The organism is Collinsella sp. TF09-1AT (genome assembly GCF_003436895.1).
GTDB lineage: Bacteria > Actinomycetota > Coriobacteriia > Coriobacteriales > Coriobacteriaceae > Collinsella.
Window position 1 is genome coordinate 263,851 of the sequence record NZ_QSRC01000001.1, and the last position, 19,889, is coordinate 283,739.

The 19,889-nt window shown below is 59.6% G+C and carries 16 protein-coding genes and 1 pseudogene; 10 read left to right on the forward strand and 7 right to left on the reverse strand.

Translation table 11 applies throughout. From position 1 onward, the window contains the following. The first annotated feature begins 6 nt into the window (after nucleotides 1–6). The 3 genes from DXC90_RS01230 (at nucleotide 7) to DXC90_RS01240 (ending at nucleotide 3,768) form a co-directional block, all read left to right on the forward strand. Nucleotides 7–714: a hypothetical protein gene (locus DXC90_RS01230; protein ID WP_117734395.1), complete on the forward strand. Its 708-nt coding sequence runs from the start codon at nucleotides 7–9 to the stop codon at nucleotides 712–714. A gap of 357 nt (nucleotides 715–1,071) precedes the next feature. After that, complete coding sequence (locus DXC90_RS01235; protein WP_117734396.1) at nucleotides 1,072–2,148, forward strand: hypothetical protein; 1,077 nt, start codon at nucleotides 1,072–1,074, stop codon at nucleotides 2,146–2,148. Between the two features lie 249 nt (nucleotides 2,149–2,397). Continuing rightward, a complete protein-coding gene (locus DXC90_RS01240) occupies nucleotides 2,398–3,768 on the forward strand; it encodes an amidohydrolase family protein (protein WP_233502097.1) in 1,371 nt (456 codons plus the stop codon). A 133-nt stretch (nucleotides 3,769–3,901) separates the two neighbouring features. Here DXC90_RS01240 and DXC90_RS01245 read toward each other — a convergent pair whose 3' ends face one another. The 6 genes from DXC90_RS01245 to DXC90_RS01270 form a co-directional block, all read right to left on the reverse strand. Further along, on the reverse strand, nucleotides 3,902–4,375 hold the full coding sequence (locus DXC90_RS01245) for a hypothetical protein (RefSeq protein WP_117734398.1): 474 nt from the start codon (nucleotides 4,373–4,375) through the stop codon (nucleotides 3,902–3,904). A 146-nt stretch (nucleotides 4,376–4,521) separates the two neighbouring features. Continuing rightward, entirely contained in the window at nucleotides 4,522–4,794 is a 273-nt protein-coding gene (locus tag DXC90_RS01250) for a metal-sensing transcriptional repressor (protein WP_022094020.1), read from the reverse strand. A 46-nt stretch (nucleotides 4,795–4,840) separates the two neighbouring features. Beyond that, the gene (locus DXC90_RS01255) at nucleotides 4,841–5,062 is read right to left on the reverse strand and encodes a heavy-metal-associated domain-containing protein (protein WP_117734399.1); all 222 of its coding nucleotides are present in this window, start codon (nucleotides 5,060–5,062) and stop codon (nucleotides 4,841–4,843) included. A 152-nt stretch (nucleotides 5,063–5,214) separates the two neighbouring features. After that, nucleotides 5,215–7,557: a cation-translocating P-type ATPase gene (locus tag DXC90_RS01260; RefSeq protein ID WP_117734400.1), complete on the reverse strand. Its 2,343-nt coding sequence runs from the start codon at nucleotides 7,555–7,557 to the stop codon at nucleotides 5,215–5,217. A gap of 252 nt (nucleotides 7,558–7,809) precedes the next feature. Further along, entirely contained in the window at nucleotides 7,810–9,885 is a 2,076-nt protein-coding gene (locus DXC90_RS01265) for a DUF6273 domain-containing protein (RefSeq protein WP_117734401.1), read from the reverse strand. A 187-nt stretch (nucleotides 9,886–10,072) separates the two neighbouring features. Further along, nucleotides 10,073–11,035 carry an FHA domain-containing protein gene (locus tag DXC90_RS01270; RefSeq protein ID WP_158550191.1) on the reverse strand — a complete coding sequence of 321 codons (963 nt, stop codon included), beginning with the start codon at nucleotides 11,033–11,035 and terminating at the stop codon, nucleotides 10,073–10,075. A gap of 180 nt (nucleotides 11,036–11,215) precedes the next feature. Between DXC90_RS01270 and DXC90_RS09830 the strand changes: the two are divergent. Both DXC90_RS09830 and DXC90_RS01275 read left to right on the forward strand, forming a co-directional pair. Further along, nucleotides 11,216–11,281, forward strand: a pseudogene (locus DXC90_RS09830) (zinc-ribbon domain-containing protein); the annotation flags it as partial. Nucleotides 11,282–11,344: 63 nt separating this feature from the next. Next, complete coding sequence (locus DXC90_RS01275; protein ID WP_233502098.1) at nucleotides 11,345–12,460, forward strand: hypothetical protein; 1,116 nt, start codon at nucleotides 11,345–11,347, stop codon at nucleotides 12,458–12,460. A gap of 120 nt (nucleotides 12,461–12,580) precedes the next feature. Here DXC90_RS01275 and DXC90_RS01280 read toward each other — a convergent pair whose 3' ends face one another. After that, nucleotides 12,581–13,828 (reverse strand): protein kinase, encoded by a 1,248-nt coding sequence (locus DXC90_RS01280; RefSeq protein ID WP_117734404.1) that lies wholly within the window; start codon nucleotides 13,826–13,828, stop codon nucleotides 12,581–12,583. A 160-nt stretch (nucleotides 13,829–13,988) separates the two neighbouring features. Between DXC90_RS01280 and DXC90_RS01285 the strand changes: the two genes are divergently transcribed. From DXC90_RS01285 to DXC90_RS01305, 5 genes are read left to right on the forward strand one after another with little or no spacing between them, the layout of a single operon-like run. Further along, entirely contained in the window at nucleotides 13,989–15,521 is a 1,533-nt protein-coding gene (locus tag DXC90_RS01285; protein WP_117734405.1) for a hypothetical protein, read from the forward strand. 54 nt (nucleotides 15,522–15,575) lie between these two features. After that, nucleotides 15,576–16,586, forward strand: a complete 1,011-nt coding sequence (locus tag DXC90_RS01290; RefSeq protein WP_147326593.1) for an FHA domain-containing protein — start codon at nucleotides 15,576–15,578, stop codon at nucleotides 16,584–16,586. Further along, nucleotides 16,576–17,172 carry a 4Fe-4S single cluster domain-containing protein gene (locus tag DXC90_RS01295; RefSeq protein WP_158550192.1) on the forward strand — a complete coding sequence of 199 codons (597 nt, stop codon included), beginning with the start codon at nucleotides 16,576–16,578 and terminating at the stop codon, nucleotides 17,170–17,172. Before DXC90_RS01290 ends, DXC90_RS01295 begins: the two co-directional genes overlap by 11 nt. 3 nt (nucleotides 17,173–17,175) lie before the next feature. Next, on the forward strand, nucleotides 17,176–19,131 hold the full coding sequence (locus DXC90_RS01300) for an AAA family ATPase (protein ID WP_117734408.1): 1,956 nt from the start codon (nucleotides 17,176–17,178) through the stop codon (nucleotides 19,129–19,131). Then, on the forward strand, nucleotides 19,128–19,889 hold the full coding sequence (locus tag DXC90_RS01305; RefSeq protein WP_117734409.1) for a PP2C family serine/threonine-protein phosphatase: 762 nt from the start codon (nucleotides 19,128–19,130) through the stop codon (nucleotides 19,887–19,889). Before DXC90_RS01300 ends, DXC90_RS01305 begins: the two co-directional genes overlap by 4 nt.

Below are 19,889 nucleotides of genomic sequence, written 5' to 3' on the forward strand. Positions count from 1 at the left end.
GATGCCATGACTGACCAAGTTTTTGACCGAGCAGAGCTGGCCGAAGCCGTCGGCAACGATATTGCCGACATGGCTCACTTTTGGATGCTGCGGAAGTTCCAGTTTTTGGAGTCGGCGCGCGAACAGTTCGAGATCATTGTCGATCCGTGGCTCAGCTATTGCACCGAACCTTCTCAAAACGAAATCATGGCCTACAACATGGCGTTTACCGATTGGCTGCTGTTTGAGCGCCCCTATCGCCATGGCAAGACGCTGCTCGAGCTATATGTGGATGAGCCGCCAGCATCGATTTTGCCAGCCTCGCTCAAGCGGCTCGAGCAGGTGCGCGACACGCAGTACTTCTCTCGCTTTGGCATTTTGGATAAGGATCCTGCGTCCGGCATGGTCGCGCTGAAGGACACACGCACCGATCATCGCTTTGATGTCTACAATCCCCATATCGTGCAAAAGGAGCATTGGAATGACGGCGCGATCGCGGTGCGCATCGCGTGCGTTGACGATGTCTGGCTTGCGGTGGGACAGCTCTACCTATATGACATCGCGCGCCTGAACGACACGGCGGTCGACGGGCCGGGTGCGGTGCATCCCGAGGATCTGCAGGACGGCTTTGACACCTCGTGCATCAGCTTCTTCTTGCGTCTGGTCCGCGACATCATGGGCGCCCAGGGGCGGTACGTAAAGTCCCTCAACATCTACGAGCAAGAGTGGGAGTAGGGGATGGGCAGCTGTCGCCTGCCTTGCCCTCTGTCTTTATGTCTCGATCAGTAACGTTTAGGGACAAAAAACCGGTCTACCTGTTACAGATCGAGACGAATGCTTGGGCGCCGCTGGTTTGTCTAAATCTGTAACGTTTAGGGGCCTGGAGAACGTCTAACTGTTACAGATCGAGACGTTTGGCACCTGGCTGGGGGAATGTCTCAATCTGTAACATCTACAGGCTGAAAGTCGACCTTACTGTTACAGATTGAGACAAAGGTTGGACGCACGACTGAAAATCTCGATCTGTAACAACTAGAGGCTCAAAGACTGTCTTCCTGTTACAGATCAAGACATTAGTCAGCGGAGGCAACGGTGACGATGGTCCAGTTGTCCGATGTGGTGGTGATGGAAGTGTCTAATACCGTTTTCAAACACAAGCATACGACTCGCAACACGTTGGCACGGAACAGGATGCTCGCGCGGCTCACGGAGGCGACCGAGCAAGGTGCACTGCTCGCAACGCATGACAATGCCGAGCTCATGTGGCTGCGACGCCATGTTGGAACCGACGATATCGCGGAACCCGAGTCGTATCTGTTCTGTTTTCAACATGATTGGGATACGTTGACACCGGCGGAGCGAGCGCTGCGTACCATCAAAGGGCTTGCGAAGTTTCATCCAGATTGGGCGTTTTGGGGTTATGACGCGGCACTTTTGTGGGGTTTGGAGGTGCCGAATGATCTGCTCGGGCCGCGTTTTCTTGTTAAGACGGGTTGTTCAGTGACGTTGAGCAGCGGGTGCAGGTTGTTGCGTCCACAGGTGGCGGGCACGCTCGAGCGTGTTGATGGCGTGCGGGTGACGTCGTTTTGGCGCACGGTGGAGGATTGCTTGCTGCGTGCGCCGTTCTCCTACGGGTTGGCGATTGCCGATTCTGCACTGCGGGCGAAAAGTGTATCACGTGGGGATTTGTGCGAGCGCCTCCGCGCCGATTGCGAGGGCAGGCGAGGGTATCGCAGGGCACAGGTGATCGCGTCGTATGCGGACGGGCTGTCCGAAAACGGCGGCGAGTCGCGGTTCCGAGCGTTCTTTATTGCGTACGGCTTTCCGGTTCCGGAGCTGCAGGTGGAGTTTCGCGACCCGCTCGATCCGAGCCAGGTGTTTCGGGTTGATTATTTCTGGAAGCTCGAGGACGGGACATGTGTCATCGGCGAGCTCGACGGGAAGGGAAAGTATACCCTGCAGGATGGTGGGGATCGGGAGTCGGTCGACCCATTCGTGGCAGAACGTCAGCGAGAGTCTCATCTGACGATGCTCGGGCACAAGGTGCTTCGGTTTACGTTTGATGAACTCAAGAACCCGGGGAAACTGGCTGAAAAGATGAGACTGGCGGGAATTCAACAGCGGGCCGATCTGGCTGAGGAATGGAGACGCCAGTGGTATGGGTGCTAAGGGGTGCAACTGACGCGAATGTGGTTGTTCCTGCCGAGTTTGTCTCGATTTGTAACATCTAGTGGCCCAAAAACCGGGTTTACTGTTGCAGATCGAGACGTTCGGCACACACGGCTGGGACATCGCCGCGCTGGCCTCTCTATCCTCACATCCTCCCTTTTCTCCGTTAACCGATACATCGACTGCATCTCCGTCGCCTTGGGCGATAATGGACAAATGTTCAAGTTAATCGTGAGGGAGGAGCTCGATATGGCGTCTGCCGATCGTTCCACGTTGTTTATCAATGCGACCGTCCTGGATGGTTCGGAACATATGGAGTTGCAACCCGATATGGCCGTGACTGTTGAGCGCGGCGTCATCACCTGGATGGGGCCGAGCGCAGTGGCGCAGGCGCCCGCGGGTGCCGAGGTTATCGACCTGGGTGGTGCGTATCTCATGCCCGGTCTCATCAATATGCACGTGCACCTGTGCGGCTCGGGCAAACCGGTCTCGGCCGGCGATGCGGGAGCGCTGATGAAGAAACTCGATAATCCCGTGGGCCGTGCCATCGTCCGCCGCATCCTCAAGGGTAGTGCCCAGCAGCAGCTGGCAAGCGGCGTGACCACGGTGCGCGGCGCGGGCGATCCGTTGTTTGCCGATCTCGCCGTGCGCGACGCTATCGACGCCGGCAGATATCAGGGTCCGCGCCTGGTAGCGCCGGGAACGGGCGTCACGGTGCCGGGCGGTCACGGTGCGGGCTTGTTCGCGCAGGTGGCCAACAGCCCCGTCGAGGCAGCCGAGCAGGTGCGAGACCTGTATGCGCGCGGTGCCGATGTCATCAAGCTGTTCGTGACGGGCGGCGTGTTCGACGCTACCGAGGTGGGCGAGCCTGGCGTGCTGCGCATGCCGGTCGAGGTTGCCGCGGCGGCGTGCAAGGCGGCGCACGAGGTGGGCCTGCCGGTTATGGCTCATGTCGAGAGCACCGAGGGCGTGAAGGCCGCGCTTGAGGCCGGCGTCGATACGATCGAGCACGGTGCCCCGATGACGCCCGAGATCTTGGGACTATACCGCGGCGCCGCAGGCACTCAGCTTGAGGATCGTGCACCCAGCGTTACCTGCACTATCAGCCCGGCGCTGCCGTTTGTGCTGCTCGACCCGGAGAAGACCCATTCGACCGATACGCAAAAGAAGAACGGCGATATCGTGTGCTCGGGCATTATCGAGAGTGCTCGTGCGGCGCTGGAAGCCGGTATCAAGGTAGGCCTGGGCACGGACTCGAGCTGCCCGTTTGTGACGCAGTACGACATGTGGCGCGAGGTAGCCTATTTTGCCAAGTACGTGGGTGTGAGCAACGCCTTTGCGCTGCATACGGCCACGCAGGTCAATGCTGAGCTGCTGGGTCTGGGCGGCGAGACCGGCACGATCGAGTGCGGCAAGGCCGCCGATATCCTGGTGACGCGCGAGAATCCTCTGGATGATCTGTGTGCCCTGCGTGAGCCGGTACACGTAATGTGCCGCGGCGATCTGGTGCGCAAGCTCAGGGTGAAGCGCATCCCCGAGGTGGATGCCGAGCTCGACGCGATTATGGCCATGCCTGCCGAAGCGCTGGCTGAGGAGCTTGCCCGCGACGGCGTGGCGTAGATGTGACAAAGGGACGACTCCATTACCGCATGCAAAAAGCCGAGGTCTCAACACGAGGCCTCGGCTTTTTTATCGAACAAATACTTAAGATTTGGGACAAACAAACCTGATTAATTTGTCCCGCGTGCGGGCGCTAGGAGCGTGTTTCCATCTTGGCGTGGCACTTGGGGCAGGTGACGCGGATCTTGCCCTTACCCTTGGGGACGGACAGCATCTGACCGCAGTTAGGGCACTTAAGGTAGGCCGTGGTCTTGCGGCCCTTCCACATCTTCTTGGCCGTTCGCTTGGCGCGCTCAAAGTCTTCCTTGCTGGTGCCGGCCGCGCGCGAGGCGTTGGCAGCCGCGGCGCCGCCACCCAAGCTGGCGACGAACTTACCTAGGCCGGGGACGTTTGCGGTCGCGGCGACAAAGGCCTCGTTCTCCTTACGACGTGCGTCGATATTTTTGGATAGGCCGCGCAGCACGCCAATCACGATTACGGCGATGGCAATCCAGCTGAGCCACTGGATGCGGGCTATCGATCCGATCATCGCGATGACGATGCCGGCAAAACCCATCACGATGGTGAGCTCATCGGCACCATTGCGACCCTTCATAAAGTCATTCATGCAAATTGCCTTTCGTTCGATATGCTGCACGCCTTTATACCCGATTTAGAGCAAGGGGGACAGGTTAATCTGCACCAATGTGGCGTAGACGTACCCGTCCCTGATGCACCATGATGGTGTAATGCAACCTGTCCCCTTTGCATCAGTTACTTGGAGAGCTTGTCGACGACGCGTTCGATCTCGGCGAGCTTAGCGGCTTTGAGGTCTTCGTCGCCCGATTCGATTGCCGAGGTCACGCAGCCCTCAATATGCGCCTTGAGCACGTCGGCGTTAATGCGCGCGAGGAGCGCCTGTGTGGCCATGAGCTGCGTGGAGATGTCGACGCAATAGCGGTCCTCCTCGACCATCCGCAGGATGCCATCAATCTGGCCGCGCGCCGTCTTGAGCATGCGGGTCACCGATTTATGGTCTGCCATCATGGCGGGTCCTCGTTTCTGATCGATGGGGTAGGTATCTCCGACGGCGCTAGGCAGCGGTCACCGAAAGGGCATGGAACTTCTCGCCGGCGCCCTCGACGACGGCAGCGAGCTGCTCGGCGGTCACGGTGTCGGCGCACTCCACCTGGACGGTCTGAGTCTCGTGGTCGGCGTCGGCGTCGGTCACGCCTGCCACGTTGAGCAGTGCCGTCTCGACAGTAGCATCGCAGTGGCCGCACATAAGGCCGGAAGTCTTGATTGTGTAACGCATGGGTGTACTCCTTATCGATTGAGATTATTTGACAGTTTAGTCGTGAACAGCGTCATCTTAAAGGTGCGCTGAGGTGCCCGAGATTGCCCCGAAAGAGGAGCGAAGCGTACTTGGGTACGCGAGCGACGGTTTGAGGGGCAAGGTCGGGTGCCTCAGCGCACCGTCTTGGGCTTAAAGGATTTTAGACGCAGGGCGTTGCTTACGACACATACGCTCGACAGACTCATGGCCGCAGCGCCAAACATCGGCGAGAGTTGCCAGCCGGTGAGCGGGAAGAACACGCCCGCGGCGAGCGGAATGCCGATACCGTTGTAGAACAGTGCCCAGAACAGGTCCTGCTTGATGTTGCGGATCGTGGCGCGCGAAAGCTCGATGGCGCGGGCGACGTCCATGAGGTCGCTGCGCATGAGTACCACGTCGGCGCCCTCCTTGGCGATGTCGGCGCCGGTGCCAATGGCAAGTCCCACGTCGGCGCGCGCCAGGGCGGGGGAGTCGTTGATGCCGTCGCCCACCATGGCGACCTTGCTGCCCGCATCCTGCAGTTCGTGCACGTGGCGTTCCTTGTCGGCGGGCAGGACGTCGGCGATAACCTGTTCGCTGGTGAGTCCCACGCGGCGGGCGATGGCCTCGGCCGTCACGCGGTTGTCGCCGGTGAGCATGCGCACGTCGACGCCGAGCTTGCGGAGCGCGGCGATGGCCTCGGCGCTCGTTTCTTTGACCTCGTCAGCCACGGCGATGGTGCCGGCAAGCTCGCCGTTCTTGGCAAAGAATAGCGGCGTCTTGCCCTCGGCAGCGAACTGCTCGGCAAGACCGGCGGGCACCTCCACGCCCAGCTCGTCCATCAGGCGCGCGTTGCCGGCGGCGATGGCGTTTTGCCCCTCGCGTGCCGTAACGCCGCGACCGGGTACGGCGGCAAAGTCTTCAACCGAGCGAGCGACAATGCCGCGTGTCTCGCACTCGGCCATAATCGACTCTGCCAGCGGGTGCTCGCTCTGGCGTTCCAGCGCAGCGGCAAGCTTCAGCAGCGCCTTCTCACTCGCCGCGGGTGACCCGTCAGCGCGCGTGGCTACCACGATATCGGTCACGGCAGGCTTGCCGCGGGTGACCGTGCCCGTCTTATCGAGCACCACGGTGCCCACGCTGCGCAGGTTCTCCAGCGCCTCGGCGCTCTTGAACAGAATGCCCATCTCGGCGCCCTTGCCGGTGCCCACCATAATGGCGACAGGCGTGGCCAGGCCCAGTGCACACGGACAGCTGATCACCAGCACGGCCACGGCGGAGGTGAGCGCTTCGTTCACGCTGCCAGTCAGTGCCATCCACACCGCAAAGGTCACGGCAGAGATAGCGAACACCACGGGTACGAACACGCCGGCGACCTTATCGGCCATACGGGCGATGGGCGCCTTGGTGGCGTTGGCGTCCTCGACGAGCTTGATGATTTTGGCGAGCGACGTGTCGGCGCCCACACGCGTGGCGCGGAAGGTAAACGAGCCCGTGCGGTTGACGGTGGCGGCGTTGACGGTGTCGCCGGCGGTCTTCTCCACGGGGATGGACTCGCCGGTGAGCGCGCTCTCGTCCACGGCCGAGCTGCCCTCGAGCACCACGCCGTCGACGGGGATGGACTCGCCGGGGCGCACGCGCAGGACCTGGCCGGGAAGGATGCTGTCGACGTCGACGGTGGTTTCGGTGCCGTCATCGGCAACGACGGTCGCGGTCTTGGGTGCCAAGTCGATGAGCGCCTCGATGGCGCCGCCGGTTTTGGATTTGCTGCGTGCCTCGAGGTATTTGCCCACGGTGACGAGCGACAGGATCGTGCCCGCACTCTCAAAATACAGGTTGTCCATGCCCGTCATCATGGCCTCGTGGACCTGACCCGCGGCCAGCTGGTCGGCCATGATGAACATGGCGTAGAGCGACCAGGCGATGGACGCGGTGGCGCCAACGGCGATGAGGGCGTCCATGGTGGGCGCGCCGTGCGCGAGTGATTTAAAACCGTTGATAAAGTACGCGTCGTTGACGTAGACGATAGGGATGAGCAGGACGAGCTCGGTGAGGGCGAGCGTCATGCTGTGGGTATGGTCGGTGAAAATGCCGGGCAGCGGCCAACCAAGCATGTGTCCCATGCCTATGTAGAACAGTGGGACGAGGAAGACGATCGAGGCGATGAGGCGGGTGCGCATGGCGGAGGCGGCGGCCTCCAGCTTTTTGGTGGGCGGCTCCATATGGGTGGCGCCGGATCGGGCTTGCGCGCTGCCGTTTAAGCCGACGGCACCGGTGCCCGCATCGATGGGCGAGGCAGAGTACCCTGCGCGATCGACAGCGGTGCAGATATCGTCGGGGGAGACCTGTGCGGGGTCGTAGTCGACCAACATGGAGCCGGCGAGCAGATTGACCGCGACGCTCTGGACGCCGCCGAGCTTGCTTACGGCGCGGTCCACATGCGCCTGGCAGGCGGCGCAGGTCATGCCGCCCACATCGAACTTATCTTGAGCCATGGCTTCTCCTTTCTGTGACGTAGCGTCGGAAATGTTAACCAGCTGATACTATACACCCATACCCCCTGGGGGTGTCCACTGGAGATTGAAATGTATGACATTCTGGTATTGGTCGAGGTGATAGCCAGGTCGGCGGACCGTAGCCGGTCTAATGTCTCAATCTGTAACAACTAGACCTGTATCTGCCGAGCTAATGTTACAGATTGAGACAATTGCCGGGGAGGGGCCCCGCCGCGGCAAGGCGCCCGCTGCCTAGATGCAGAATCCGGGAATCACGCAGGTTCGCTTGTTTGGCTTTTCCGCAGGCGTTGCGTACGTAAAGACGTCGCCGTCGTGCCCCACGCGGTTCATATAGAGCGTGCCTTCGCTCTCCGATGTGTCGGGGCTCACCGTGCGCTCCCACCAACAGGTGTCCTTGCCCTTCCACTGGCGGACCATCGTCTCGTTCGTGGAATACGGGCTTACCTTGAGCTCGCGGAAGAGCTGATACTCCTTGCCCTCGCCGTTGTAGATATCTGCCAGGTAGTGAAAGTCCTCGGTAAATGACTCGGGTGGCTGATTGCCGCAGAGCTCGACCATGGCGGGCAGCCAAAGGGTTGCGGGCAACTCGCTCAGACACGATGCACTGTTGGCGGCGCCGACGTTGTTCGAGATCTTCTTGACCGGACTGATAACCGATTGCAGTTCCTTGGGAAGCAGCTTAATGCCGTCCTCATCGAGCCATGTGCGTAGCTCGCAGTCTTTCCAGCCACCGTTGAGCGGGTGCTCTGAGGCATCGCGCTCGGCAATACCTGCGTCAAAGATAAATGACAGACCGGCCTTGCCGTTGGTATCCGCCAGGTCGTCGTGAAGAATGCCCACGAGTTGCGCCCCGACCTCCAGCCCGTTGGTGAGCGTAACGCGCTTGGCACTCGGGTAGGGAATATGGCCGTCGTCGTCGAGCAGATGATAGCGCTTGGCAATCTTGCGAGCTTCGGCGTTGCTCTTCGCCGTCTTGATCTTGAGCGAGATTTCCTGCAGCTGATCCCAGGTGTAGTCGTCAAGTGAGCTGCGGATGCCGTCGAGGTAGTCGGGGATGCCAAAGCCATGAGTGGCGGCGCCGATGACGCCGAGCCCCGCGACGGCAGCGGCAACGCCGCCGATGATAAAGCGCCGGCGGGTCATGGTGTCGCGTTGAGCCTGCTCCAGGATTTCTTGTGCGCGTTCAGCGGCGACGTCGACTGTAAGATGGGTGCCGGCATCGATATCGACCGCGGTCTCGTTGCCCATGCCTTCGCTGTCTTTGGATTCGGCGGTGGGGAGGTAGGACGAGAGCACCTCGAGCATCTGCTGCTCGGTGGGACGATCGCACTGCTCGACTGAGATGCCTTTCATAATGATCTGGACGAGCGCTTCGTCGTCATTGCATCGCGGCTCGAGCGGCACTGGCTTGGTCTTGGTCTTTATGAGGTAGAACGAGCCGGTTGCCGCGGCACCCGTCGACTCGACATCGAACGGCTTGCGACCGCTGTAGAGCTGGTACAGAATGCTCGATAGCGCATAGACGTCGATGGCGGGCGAGCGGCGAAGGGCCGCGATGCCTTCGATATCCTGCGTGAGCATCTCGGGCGCGGCGTATGCGGGCGTGGCAAAGCGCCAGATGTCGGCGCGCCGGGTGATCGTGTCGTTGCCGAGGGCCATGGTCGCGGAGCCCATGTCGATGAGACAGGGGTCAAAGGAGCAATCGGCGATCTGTTGCTCGAGCGTTCGACTGGTGGTGCGGAACATGATATTGGCGGGCGACAGGTCGCGATGGACGACCGGGTTAACGAGCCCTTGGGTCATCAGGAGTGCGCGAAGCACGGCGTTTCCAACGGCAGCCACCATCTGGGTGGTTAGCCCGCCCGAGGCATCGTGCGGAAGCAAAGGCAGCGCCTGCTTGAGCGAGGCACCCTCGACCCACTCCATGAGGATGAGCGGGTCGTCCTCGCACGATCCATAGCCATAGACGCGCGGAAATCCGCGCAGGTGCGAGACGGTGCACAGATGACGGTACTCCTCGAACAGCGCGGCGGTGTTGGCCAGGTGCGCAGCTGCTTGCTCGGCGGAGCGATCGGGCGTCTGGTCGGAAAGGATGGCGTTGTCCTTGAGCAGCTTGACGGCAAAGACCTCGCCGCTCGTGTTGGTCGCGCGCAGTACCTGTCCGATATTGCCGTCGCTGCGATAGGGCGTTTGGAGGATAAGCGTCATGAAACGGCGCTTGGCATCGTCTTCCGCGCTCGGATTGACCGCCACGGCGGTGTCGAATGTGTCGAGACGGATGAGTTTGCTGCCACGAACGGGATCCATAGTGTTCACAACGTTCCTTTGTTTATAGGGGTTGGCCGTATGCTCATACTAAAAGTACGGACATCGATAGAACCTATGATAGACGGCTCTGATGAAAAGTGAATGTTCATTGTCGCAATTATTGCGTGCAGCACGACGCAAACGGCGGAAAGGCGGAGGACGATTGGTCGCCGTCCGCCTTTCCGCGCTAGTCCACAATGACAAGGAATGTCGTGTAGAGGCCCAGATGGAGCCTGTCGCTGTGTTCGATTTCCACCGGGGGATAGATTTTGCCGGGCTCTCGTTGGTCGCGGGGCGGCTCAATCACAATATCGCCGTCGCCCGCGCCCGATTCGAGCACTGTGCCGTTGGTCGACCCAAGGCCCTGGGCGTACCAGTGCCCGCCCTCGAGCCAAATGCGGAGATGCTCGCGCGATGCATCAGCGCCTACATCGGTGATGCTGGGCGAGGTTTTGGGCAAGGACCCAATTACCGTGCCGCGCGGATCGCGTGTGAGGGGATGGATTTGCATGTCGGCGCAGTTGTCGGCATGGGTTCTGAGCAGACCGAGGTTGGGGGCGACAGTGCGCGGCTGCTCCAGGCTGCTCATAAAGCCACGTCCGACGGTAGTTTCGGTGGTGCCAAAGTGCCCGCCTGTCTTGCTGTCGCAAAAGCGCTCGACGGTGGCCACGCCTTGGATGGGGTCAGCGAGCGCCCCCGTTGCCACAAAGAGCATCAAGAAGAGCGTGCTTTTTTCGCGGGGGCTGTAGTCATCGGAGCTGCTGATACGCCCCAAGGCGTTGGCGTAGAGGCGGTCGTCGAGGTCATAATCCGCGAGAATCGACATCATGCCTTGGGCCGCCGGGCCGCTGTAATGCTCGGATATTTCCTGATAGGCACGATCGCCTCCGCCGAGCTTGTTGCCGATGGCGGCGGCAAGGTTAAGCGTGGAGACGGTAAGGTCGTTGTAGATACCTGGCGTACACTGATGGGGCTCGCGGTGGACGATGTAGCGAGTGAGGTAAGAGCGGTTGGTAGAGCATTTGTCGAGCAGGGTACTGCCTGCATACGAATTGCCGTTAATGAGCATTCGCGCAATCTCGAGATGCTTGAGACCGCCGAACGATCGGATGTCGTTGTAGAGGACCGAGCACGGTGTTTCCGCCGCCATAGCTGCCTCCCCAGATAACTTTAATGACGTACTGCAAACATGATAGGAAATGGCTACGCTCAAAGCGTACCGACTCGAAAAATGTTGCGCAACGCTTTGCATAACTATTGAGACATTATAGGGCAGATACGCCAAGTTGCAGGATGGCTGCAAACGACACATTTTGAGAGGTTGTGCCCTATGGAATGCCCTTATTGCGGTGCATTATTGCCCGATGACGCTAGTTTTTGCTCTGAGTGTGGATCGCCTCTTGCCGTGCCCTCGTCGACTGCGCCCATTTCCGAAGATCCCTATACTACGCCCCAGACCGTGTCACAGAGCCCTGCCTTTTCTTGGCGCGACGGCGAGGCCGCTACGGCGGCAACGGTGGAGTTGCCTAAGGCGGATGCTGCCTCGAAAGCAGACGAGCAGCCGGTGGCGGCACCCGGTGCGTTTGAGCCCGCTGTGCCCGAATCCGATTCGGACGCCACGCGTGTAGCCGATCCCTTGTCAGACTTTGGCACTACGATCGAGGACGTGGAAACTGAGCTTGCCTGCCATGCCGATTTTGGTTCTACACCGCTCAGTGAGGAAGAGCAGCTCGAGCAGGACCGCGAGAGCCTCAAGACGGCCAAGGCCGAGTACAAGCTGGCACGCAAGCGCCTGGGCAAGTCGTATGCGCCCGCCATCGCCGCCGGCGTTATTGTCGTTGCCGCCTTGTGCGCGGGAACCGGCTGGGCGGGCTACTCATATGGTTTGGCTCATCCGCAAAATACGGAGCAGATTCAAAAGCTCAAGAAGCAGCTTGAATCTTCCAAGGACGAACTCACAAAAACGCAAGACGAGCTCGATCAGACAAAGTCCGACCTTAAGGATGCTAAGGCGGAGCTCAAGACCGCAAGCAAGAACGGCGAGGACGCCAGCTCCGATGCCGAGGGCTCTTCCACGACGGGCAATGCGACCTCGTCGACCACCACGACCTCCGGTAGCACAGCGAAGCTCAACATCGATAAGCCCACGAGCTTTGCCAACACCACGTGGCGCGGAGCACTTAAGGAGACGGGCAACTCTTGGGGCCATACTTGCTACGGCGCGAGCAAAAACGACCTTGTGATTGTGTTTAAGAGCATCAGCGATTCCGGCGAAGTGGTTGCAGACATCTCGGCCACGCTGCATGCCCACGATACCTACAACGCCGAAAAAACCGTCGCCCAATCCGATGGTGACGACTATCGCACCTACACGGACGTCACCGGTACGTTTGTTAGAAACAAGGGCTTTGAGTTCTCGCTTCCCGTCGAGGAGGAGGACTGCGACCTGAAGGTGGCGGGTGTGCCCAAAAAGAAGAACGGCAAGTACTACCTGAATACCACAGTCGAATCGGGAGACGGCGCTGTTAACATGGGAACGCGCATTACGGATTCCTTTGAGCTTATGATTTCCTAGTACCTCGTATTGTCAGCGTGCGATGCATGGAGACGGTGGCGGGCGCGGCTTTATTGAGAGTTGCACCCGCCACCGCTTTTTGCAAATGGGCCTATTTGCTGGCTTGGGTTTTACTGCCGGCTAAAGCATGCCGGCAGATGCGAGGGCGAGAATAACCACGATTGCTATCAGGACAGCGATCACCATCGTGAGTGCCATCGTGCGTTGACGTTTGACGGCAAGGCGCGCGCGACGCATGGACTCGGCGCTGCGGACGGTCTCGGTGGATGGGGTTGGCCGAGACGCGGGCTGCGCCTGTGCAACCGTGCGGGTGGGGACGGTGATGTCCACCAAGGCGGTAGCGCTGCCGCGATCCGCCACGGGCCGGCGCTTTCGCGGAGCACCCATACGGGCGAAAGGCTCAAGGCGCGCCGCGAGTTCATTTGCCGAAGGGCGTGCGTCTTGCGAGACTGCCAAACAAGCCATAATCGCGTTGACCAAGCCCTGTTCGCGGGGAGTTGCGGGCGCAAGGGGTTGCGGTTGCACGGTGCGCTTGAGGCGCGCGTGATCTCCGGAGCGCCTGAGCTCTGCCTCAAAGGGCGCATGCCCGCAATAAAGCTCGTAGAGGATGCTTCCCAGCGCATAGATGTCGACGGCGGGATTGTCGCGCGCACCGGGGTCGGCCTTAAACCGCTCCAGCATTTCGGGTGCTGCGTATGCCGGCGTGGCACCGCGAAAGGCGTTGACGTCGACGGTAAAGGAAAAATCGGGTTTAACGAGCTTGGCACTGCCCATGTCGATGAGGCAGATGTCGAAATAGCCGCTCGACACCTGCTCCTCGAGCGGGATGCGATCGTGACGCAGCATGATGTTGCGCATAGAGAGGTCGCGGTGGACAAAGGGCGTGTCGAGCGATTGGGTGGACAAGATGATCTTGAGTGCGCTCAGACCCAGCGCGGCGACGATATCACCGGGGCAGGTTTCAGCGCCATCGCTTAGAGCCGGCCGTGCATCAAGAAGCGAGACGCCGTCAACCCATTCCATAAGCAGCGCCGGGGTTCCGTCTGCCGTGTAGCCAAACCCGTAGACATCGGGAAAACCCCTTAGATTGGATACGACGGAGAGGGTGCGATATTCCTCTTCTAGGGTTTCCCGGTTGAGTTGTTCTTGCTCGGGCTGGGCATCGGGGCGCGGCATCTTAAGCGCGAGCTCAAAAGCGCGATCGCCGCTCTGGACGCGGCGGACATAGGCGTTGCCGCCAAAGCCGCCCTTTTGCGGCGGAACGAGAAGCGTACAGAAGCGACGCCGTGCCGCAGCCTGCTCGCGCTCGGTGAGCAGTGCTGGCGTATGGAATTTGACGAGTCGAACTTCTTCGTAGGATCCGGTCATGGCGCGCTTTCATCCTTTCTTCCATTAGCAGGATATGCGCTAGCCGCTGCCTTCTGTTGCGCAACATCGACAAATCTGCCGCTCGCCAATGTTGCGCAACAGAATCGCGCAAGACGGCGGTAGAAATAGGTCAATTAAAGTCGGCAATCAGGGGAACGATATGAGCTATTCATTCAGCGCATCATATGGAATCACGCGGGAACAGTGGAACAAGATGACCACGCGAGAGCAGGATGAGTTTGTTTGGGCGCAGCGGAGCGAAGACCGGGAGCGGGAGCGCGCTGAGGCAGCCAGGGCCTTGGAGCGGGAACGCGTTGAGGCGGCCATAGCCTTGGAGCGGGAGCGCGTTGAAGCGGCCATTCAGTCATATAAGAGCTCTCTAGCTGGGATAAAAGCCAAAGCACTTTCTAAGATTGAAGACACCGATGGTTCGGTTTCGGCATACTTTGATCGGTTGATCAATGCTCGCATCGAGGCTTTTTCCCAAGAGGCATTGGGCAATATGCCCAGCGGAATGCAAGCGGTAAACATGCGCTATGCCGAAACGGTTCGCGCTAAGATTCCGGCTCTGCTCGGGGAGATTAGCGCCCTGCTGCCCACAACGGTTTCGGAAGCGCATAGAGAGCAGTTCGTTCAGCAGTCGCAAGCTCAACTTGAGGCCATCCAGACTGCTGAGCGGCTTCGCGCTCAGCATGTCGCGGAAATTACGAATTATGTTGTTGGTCCCGGCGGCGGAGTGGACCTGAAGAAGGCACTCCGTTACCTTACCGAATCAACAACTAAACAAGAGGAAGGGTCGCTCGAAGAAGCGGCTCGCGCGTTTGAGACTTGGGCGGGACGTGTTACGCCGCTTATGCAGGACGAAGCACTCGATATTTCCCTTCGTAACCGTATCTCTGCAAAGTTTGAGAGCGTTCGTGCCGCTTTTGATGCACTTGGGCCTGATTCGCGCGTCGATGATCGCCTAGCGGCGATGAAGATGATGAATGATTTTGAATACGTAGTAAAAAACGCTACGTATGAATCGAGCGAACGGCACCGAGTCTATGAAGAGTATCGTGCGCGCATCGAACGTGCCAACAACCGTTACGGAAAGAGTCTGCCGCTTAAGCAATTGCACGAGATCGAAGATGTCTATGCTGCAAACGATGAAGCGGAGGCTGCCCTTGCCAATGCTATGAAAGACGACTATATCGAGCGTTCTATCAACGAGGTCATGGCCGCTCGCGGTATTAACGTTACTCGCTATGCCGTTATGGAGGGTTCGGGAAAGCCCTGGCGATTGATGTTTGACACCAAGCAGAACAAGGCCATCGCCCTTTTGCGCAGCACGAAAAGAGATCGACTCATCATCCGCGTTGTCGCAGCCAACCCCGAGGAGTTTTCTGAGGATCCTGATAATCCGACCATCATCAAGGACATGAAGCCGCAGGATCAAGCGACTGTCGAGAAGGTCTATAGGGACCAGATTGAGTTCTGCGACTTCTACAAACAGTTCGAAGAGGATCTTAAAGCCTATGGCGTAACCGTTCCGGCCGAGGGTGCAGGATTGACCACGCAGGCCGCGAATCCTGCTGCCGCCGTCGAGATCCATCCGCACGATTACGTGCCGCCCACGCCTTCCGCAGATGCGGAGCGTCGTCTGCGTAATCGCCGTCAAGCAAGTCAGCTCAAGCAAAGGGAAATGAGGTAAACCATGACATGGGAATGCCCAGAATGCGGTTTTGATAATGATGACGAGCGCGATATGTGCGAGGAATGCGGCGCTCCGCGTCCCGCCGGCGTAGAACCTGTGCCGTCGACGCCTGCTGCTCCGGTGCAAGACTTCGCTGCACCAAGCGGTGAACGTCCAGCGCCCGCCGTCTATCCTGCGACTTCTTCGATGGGTGATGCACCACAGGTTCAACAGTCTGCGTCCCAGCAGGTGTATCAGTCTGTTCCCGTGCCCGCGCCGCAGCCAGCACCCGCGCCTATGCCTCAGCCGGCGCCCGTGCCACAACCGATGCCTGTGCCCGCGCCGCAGCCCGCGGCCATGTCGATGCCGCAGCCTACCCCCATGCCCGTTCCGCAGCCCGCTCCGGTTGCCGCGCCACAGCCGACGCCCGCGCCAATGCCCCAGCCCGCGCCGCAACCCATGGCGAATGCTGCAGCTACTCCTGCGGTTCCTGTGCTTACGCTTGCCGATCCAGCTATGGGTGAGCAGCTGCGTCTCACGGGCATGACCGTGCTTGGGCGCAACGCGTTTCCCAGTATGGCGTCGAATTTTGCAATATCTCGGCAGCATGCCAGCGTTCGCTTTGAACAGGGCGCGTGGTTGGTTGCCGACGAGGGTTCCAATAATGGAACGGCTCTTATGCGCGGCGGCCAGATTCTTAACTTGGCTCCCGGCGTGTCCCAGCAGATCCATACCGGTGACGTGCTGCTGATCCCGGCGGCATCTGGTGAGTTTGCCCAGCTACGTTTGATGGTCACCGTGGAGGAGCCTCCTACGGTGCAGCCCACGCAGGCTCAGACGGCGGTTGCGCCGCGGCCTGCGGCCGTCGCGCCCGCTGCGGCACCCGCCACGCCAGCCGCCAGCCCGTCTGCCGGCATTGAGGGCTGGTTTGTCGAGTGTCCCGAGTGTGGCCGTCTACACCTTGTTGCCGATGAGCGCGCAAAGGTCGGGGATGGCTGTGAAGAGTGTGGCTGTTCGCTCGCGCGCACGTCTGCCGTATATCGTACGCTCGACCCCGGCGAGGATTACTCGGATGTTCGTTAGCCAGATGCTCGCGCCTGTCGTTTCTCTGGGGCCAGGCGAGCGCATCGCAATCTGGACTAGCGGCTGTTCTAAGCACTGTGCCGGATGTATCTCGCCCGAACTTAGGATGCAGCTGCCCGAGCAGGATGTCGACGTTGATGAGCTTGCGCAGATGTTGCTCGATACGGCGCACGAACATGGCGTGCATCGACTGACAGTTTCGGGTGGAGATCCGCTCGAGCAGGCACCAGAGCTCGCGAAGCTGCTGGCAACGATCCGCTGTGCCTACGACGACATTCTCGTTTACACCGGATTCACGTTTGAAGAGCTGCCGCAGGTGATCGGTGCGGATACGTGGGAGACGCTTAAGTCCCTTATCGATGTGCTGATCGACGGTCCGTACGTAGACGAGCTCAACGTGCCCGATTGTGCGCTGCGCGGCTCGACTAACCAGCGCGTGATCTATCTGAGCGACCGCCCGCACGATGACTACGACCAGTATCTTCAGCAGCCTCGTCAGCTTCAGAACTTTGTTCAGGACGGCACTGTTAACACCGTCGGCATTGCTAACCGCTACCACCACGAATTTCCTGTCAAGGAGGTATAACACATGGCAACTGATTTCGAGCGCCAATCTTGGCAGCGCGAGATGCTCAACTTTAAAGGGGTGAAGAGCCTCTTTATCCTTGAGGGCAACGTTAACGACAAGTATCCCGATGTGGTTGACGGCGGCCTTCAGTTCTCGGAGCTCGCCGAGGTTGTGCGCGGTCTTTTCGAAGACGCCAATGGCTCAGTTGAGTACAACGTGGCATATTTTGACCCCATCCAGCTGTTCTCGAGCAGCATGGGCAACGTCGATTGCAAACGTCTGGTGTCGCTGGCGCACGACGAGGCTTCTAAGAGCGACGACCGCATGATGGAGGCGAACGCCTGCATCGCCGATGGCCGCCAGGCGTATGCCACCGAGCAGTCGAGCCTGCCCTCATACGGCGAGGTCATCCGCTCAATGTTGCGCCTTAAATACAACGACAATCCCGATGACGGCACCGAGGCCAAGCCGCTTTGCGTGATCGTCAACATGGCGTCGCGCCTGCTTGCATCCTCGACCGGTCTTATGCCCGACGAGACGCAGTTTTTCCTCAACTTGTACCTTGGCGCCAGCAAAGCACGCCTTATTAACCGCACGGCTGTCAACACGCTCATTCTGGTAACGGATAACGTGCGCAACCTGCCCGTGTGGTTTATCGAGGAAAACCCCTTCCTGCGCACCATCACGCTGCCGCATCCCGACCGCGACATGCGCGAGGCCTACATCCAAAGCAAGTTTGGCTTTGGTGAGGCGCTGTCCGATTCCGATGACCGTGCGGTGCGCCGCTTTATCGATACCACCGACGGCATGAGCGTTAAGGAGCTCGAGGGCCTGCAGCGTATGTACCAGCGCGACATGCAAAACCCCGAGGCTTCCATCGAGGCCATCCTTCCCAAGCTCGTCGACGTCTACAAGTACGGTTTTCGCGAGAACAAATGGCAGCAGATGTTCGAGAAGCTCGAAGAGGATCCCGAGGCAAAGATCAAGCGCCGTGTAAAGGGTCAGGACGAGGCCGTTGAGAAGGCCGTCACCGTGCTCAAGCGCTCCGTTATGGGCCTTTCGGGTGCTACCCATTCGTCTGGCTCTAAACCCAAGGGTGTTCTGTTTTTGAGCGGTCCCACCGGTACCGGTAAGACCGAGATCGTTAAGGCCATTACGGAGCTCCTCTTTGGCGACGAGCGCAGCATGCTGCGTTTTGATATGTCAGAGTACGGTGCCGAAAACTCCGACCAAAAGCTCTTTGGTGCTCCTCCGGGATACGTGGGCTATGCCGAGGGCGGCCAGCTCACCAATGCGGTCAAGGCCAATCCGTTCTCGGTGGTTCTTTTCGACGAGATCGAGAAGGCCGCGCCCAGCATTATGGACAAGTTCCTGCAGATCCTCGAAGATGGCCGCCTGACCGATGGCCAGGGCAATACCGTGTACTTCTCTGAGACGGTCATCTTCTTTACGAGCAACATCGGCTTTTCCAAGATTGAGATCGATGCGCAGGGCAACGAAGTTCGTAATACTATCGCGCCCAACACGCCCTATGACGAGATTTGCGAGCGCGTGCGCACCGAGATGGATCGCGAGTTTAAGCCCGAGTTCTTGGGCCGTATCGGCGACAACGTGGTGATCTTCAACTTTATCGACGATGCCGTGGCACTTCAGATCCTCAATTCCAAGATCGATGCCGTTAACCGCAACGTGCATAAGGCACAGCCCGATATTACGGTTGAGGCGACCGATGCCGCCCGCGAGCTGCTGCACTCCATTGCCATGACGGACGCCGTCAAAGCCAAGGGAGGCCGTGGTATTGGCAACCTGGTGGAGAGCGGTTACCTTAACGGGCTTTCCGATTTTCTGTTTGAACACCGCGCCGAGTGGCGCGGTCGCCCCGGCATGGTGGCACGCGCCGTGCCGCAGGGCGAGGGCGACGATGCGCATATCGCATTTGAGCTCGTGCCCGGATCGATGGGAGGCGATTGGCGATGACGAAGTTTATCGCTGCAGCAAAAACTCAAGCGGGAACCAATCACCCCGTCAACGAGGACCGTTTGCTTCTTGACGGTGATGTCCTTTGCTATGGTCTGGTGGGCGATTGCGAGCGCGAAATGGGCTGCATGGCAGTCTTTGACGGCGTGAGCGAAGGCGGGCACGGAGCGGCCGCCTCGACGCTCGCCGCTCAGGCATTTGCACAGACGACTCAGGTTTTTGGAGCCGATTCGATCGATGTCCTGCAGGATCGTTTGCGTATGGCGGGCGAGCGCGCTGAGAACGATGTTGAGTCCTATGCGGCCCGTTATGGCCTGCCCGTTGCCGCATCCACGGTTGCCGGGCTTATGGTGGCGCATGATGGGTCTGCCGCAATCTTTAATGCTGGCGATTCGCGTGTGTATCGCTTGCGCGATGGCGTACTTGCGGTATTGAGCTACGACCATACGCCCGAATCCCGTCTGGGCGGCGTTGGTTTTGAGTACAGCGATGAGTCGGTCTCGCATTGCATTGAGCTGGCGGTCGGTCTTAATCAAGGCGGACGAAACTTAGAGATCAATACGACCACGTTGTTTCCGGGCGATCGCTACTTAATCTGCTCTGATGGCATCGATGGGGAGATTGACCTTGCGCGCCTGCAGCAGATGCTTGCGAGCGATTCGACCTGTGCGCAGCTGTGCGAGGAGCTGTATGCCGAGGCCCGCATGAACGGTTCGACGGATGATGCGACGCTGATCGTGATTGAGATAGGGGAATAA

What these genes read in the sequence shown, in the direction of transcription:
- DXC90_RS01270 (WP_158550191.1), bottom strand. Translation starts at nt 11,035, where the DNA reads ATGGCGGCGGAAACACCGTGCTCGGTCCTCTACAACGACATCCGATCG.
- DXC90_RS01230 (WP_117734395.1), top strand. Translation starts at nt 7, where the DNA reads ATGACTGACCAAGTTTTTGACCGAGCAGAGCTGGCCGAAGCCGTCGGC.
- DXC90_RS01295 (WP_158550192.1), top strand. Translation starts at nt 16,576, where the DNA reads ATGTTCGTTAGCCAGATGCTCGCGCCTGTCGTTTCTCTGGGGCCAGGC.
- DXC90_RS01240 (WP_233502097.1), top strand. Translation starts at nt 2,398, where the DNA reads ATGGCGTCTGCCGATCGTTCCACGTTGTTTATCAATGCGACCGTCCTG.
- DXC90_RS01265 (WP_117734401.1), bottom strand. Translation starts at nt 9,885, where the DNA reads ATGGATCCCGTTCGTGGCAGCAAACTCATCCGTCTCGACACATTCGAC.
- DXC90_RS01245 (WP_117734398.1), bottom strand. Translation starts at nt 4,375, where the DNA reads ATGAATGACTTTATGAAGGGTCGCAATGGTGCCGATGAGCTCACCATC.
- DXC90_RS01305 (WP_117734409.1), top strand. Translation starts at nt 19,128, where the DNA reads ATGACGAAGTTTATCGCTGCAGCAAAAACTCAAGCGGGAACCAATCAC.
- DXC90_RS01285 (WP_117734405.1), top strand. Translation starts at nt 13,989, where the DNA reads ATGAGCTATTCATTCAGCGCATCATATGGAATCACGCGGGAACAGTGG.
- DXC90_RS01290 (WP_147326593.1), top strand. Translation starts at nt 15,576, where the DNA reads ATGTGCGAGGAATGCGGCGCTCCGCGTCCCGCCGGCGTAGAACCTGTG.
- DXC90_RS01250 (WP_022094020.1), bottom strand. Translation starts at nt 4,794, where the DNA reads ATGATGGCAGACCATAAATCGGTGACCCGCATGCTCAAGACGGCGCGC.
- DXC90_RS01300 (WP_117734408.1), top strand. Translation starts at nt 17,176, where the DNA reads ATGGCAACTGATTTCGAGCGCCAATCTTGGCAGCGCGAGATGCTCAAC.
- DXC90_RS01260 (WP_117734400.1), bottom strand. Translation starts at nt 7,557, where the DNA reads ATGGCTCAAGATAAGTTCGATGTGGGCGGCATGACCTGCGCCGCCTGC.
- DXC90_RS01255 (WP_117734399.1), bottom strand. Translation starts at nt 5,062, where the DNA reads ATGCGTTACACAATCAAGACTTCCGGCCTTATGTGCGGCCACTGCGAT.
- DXC90_RS01280 (WP_117734404.1), bottom strand. Translation starts at nt 13,828, where the DNA reads ATGACCGGATCCTACGAAGAAGTTCGACTCGTCAAATTCCATACGCCA.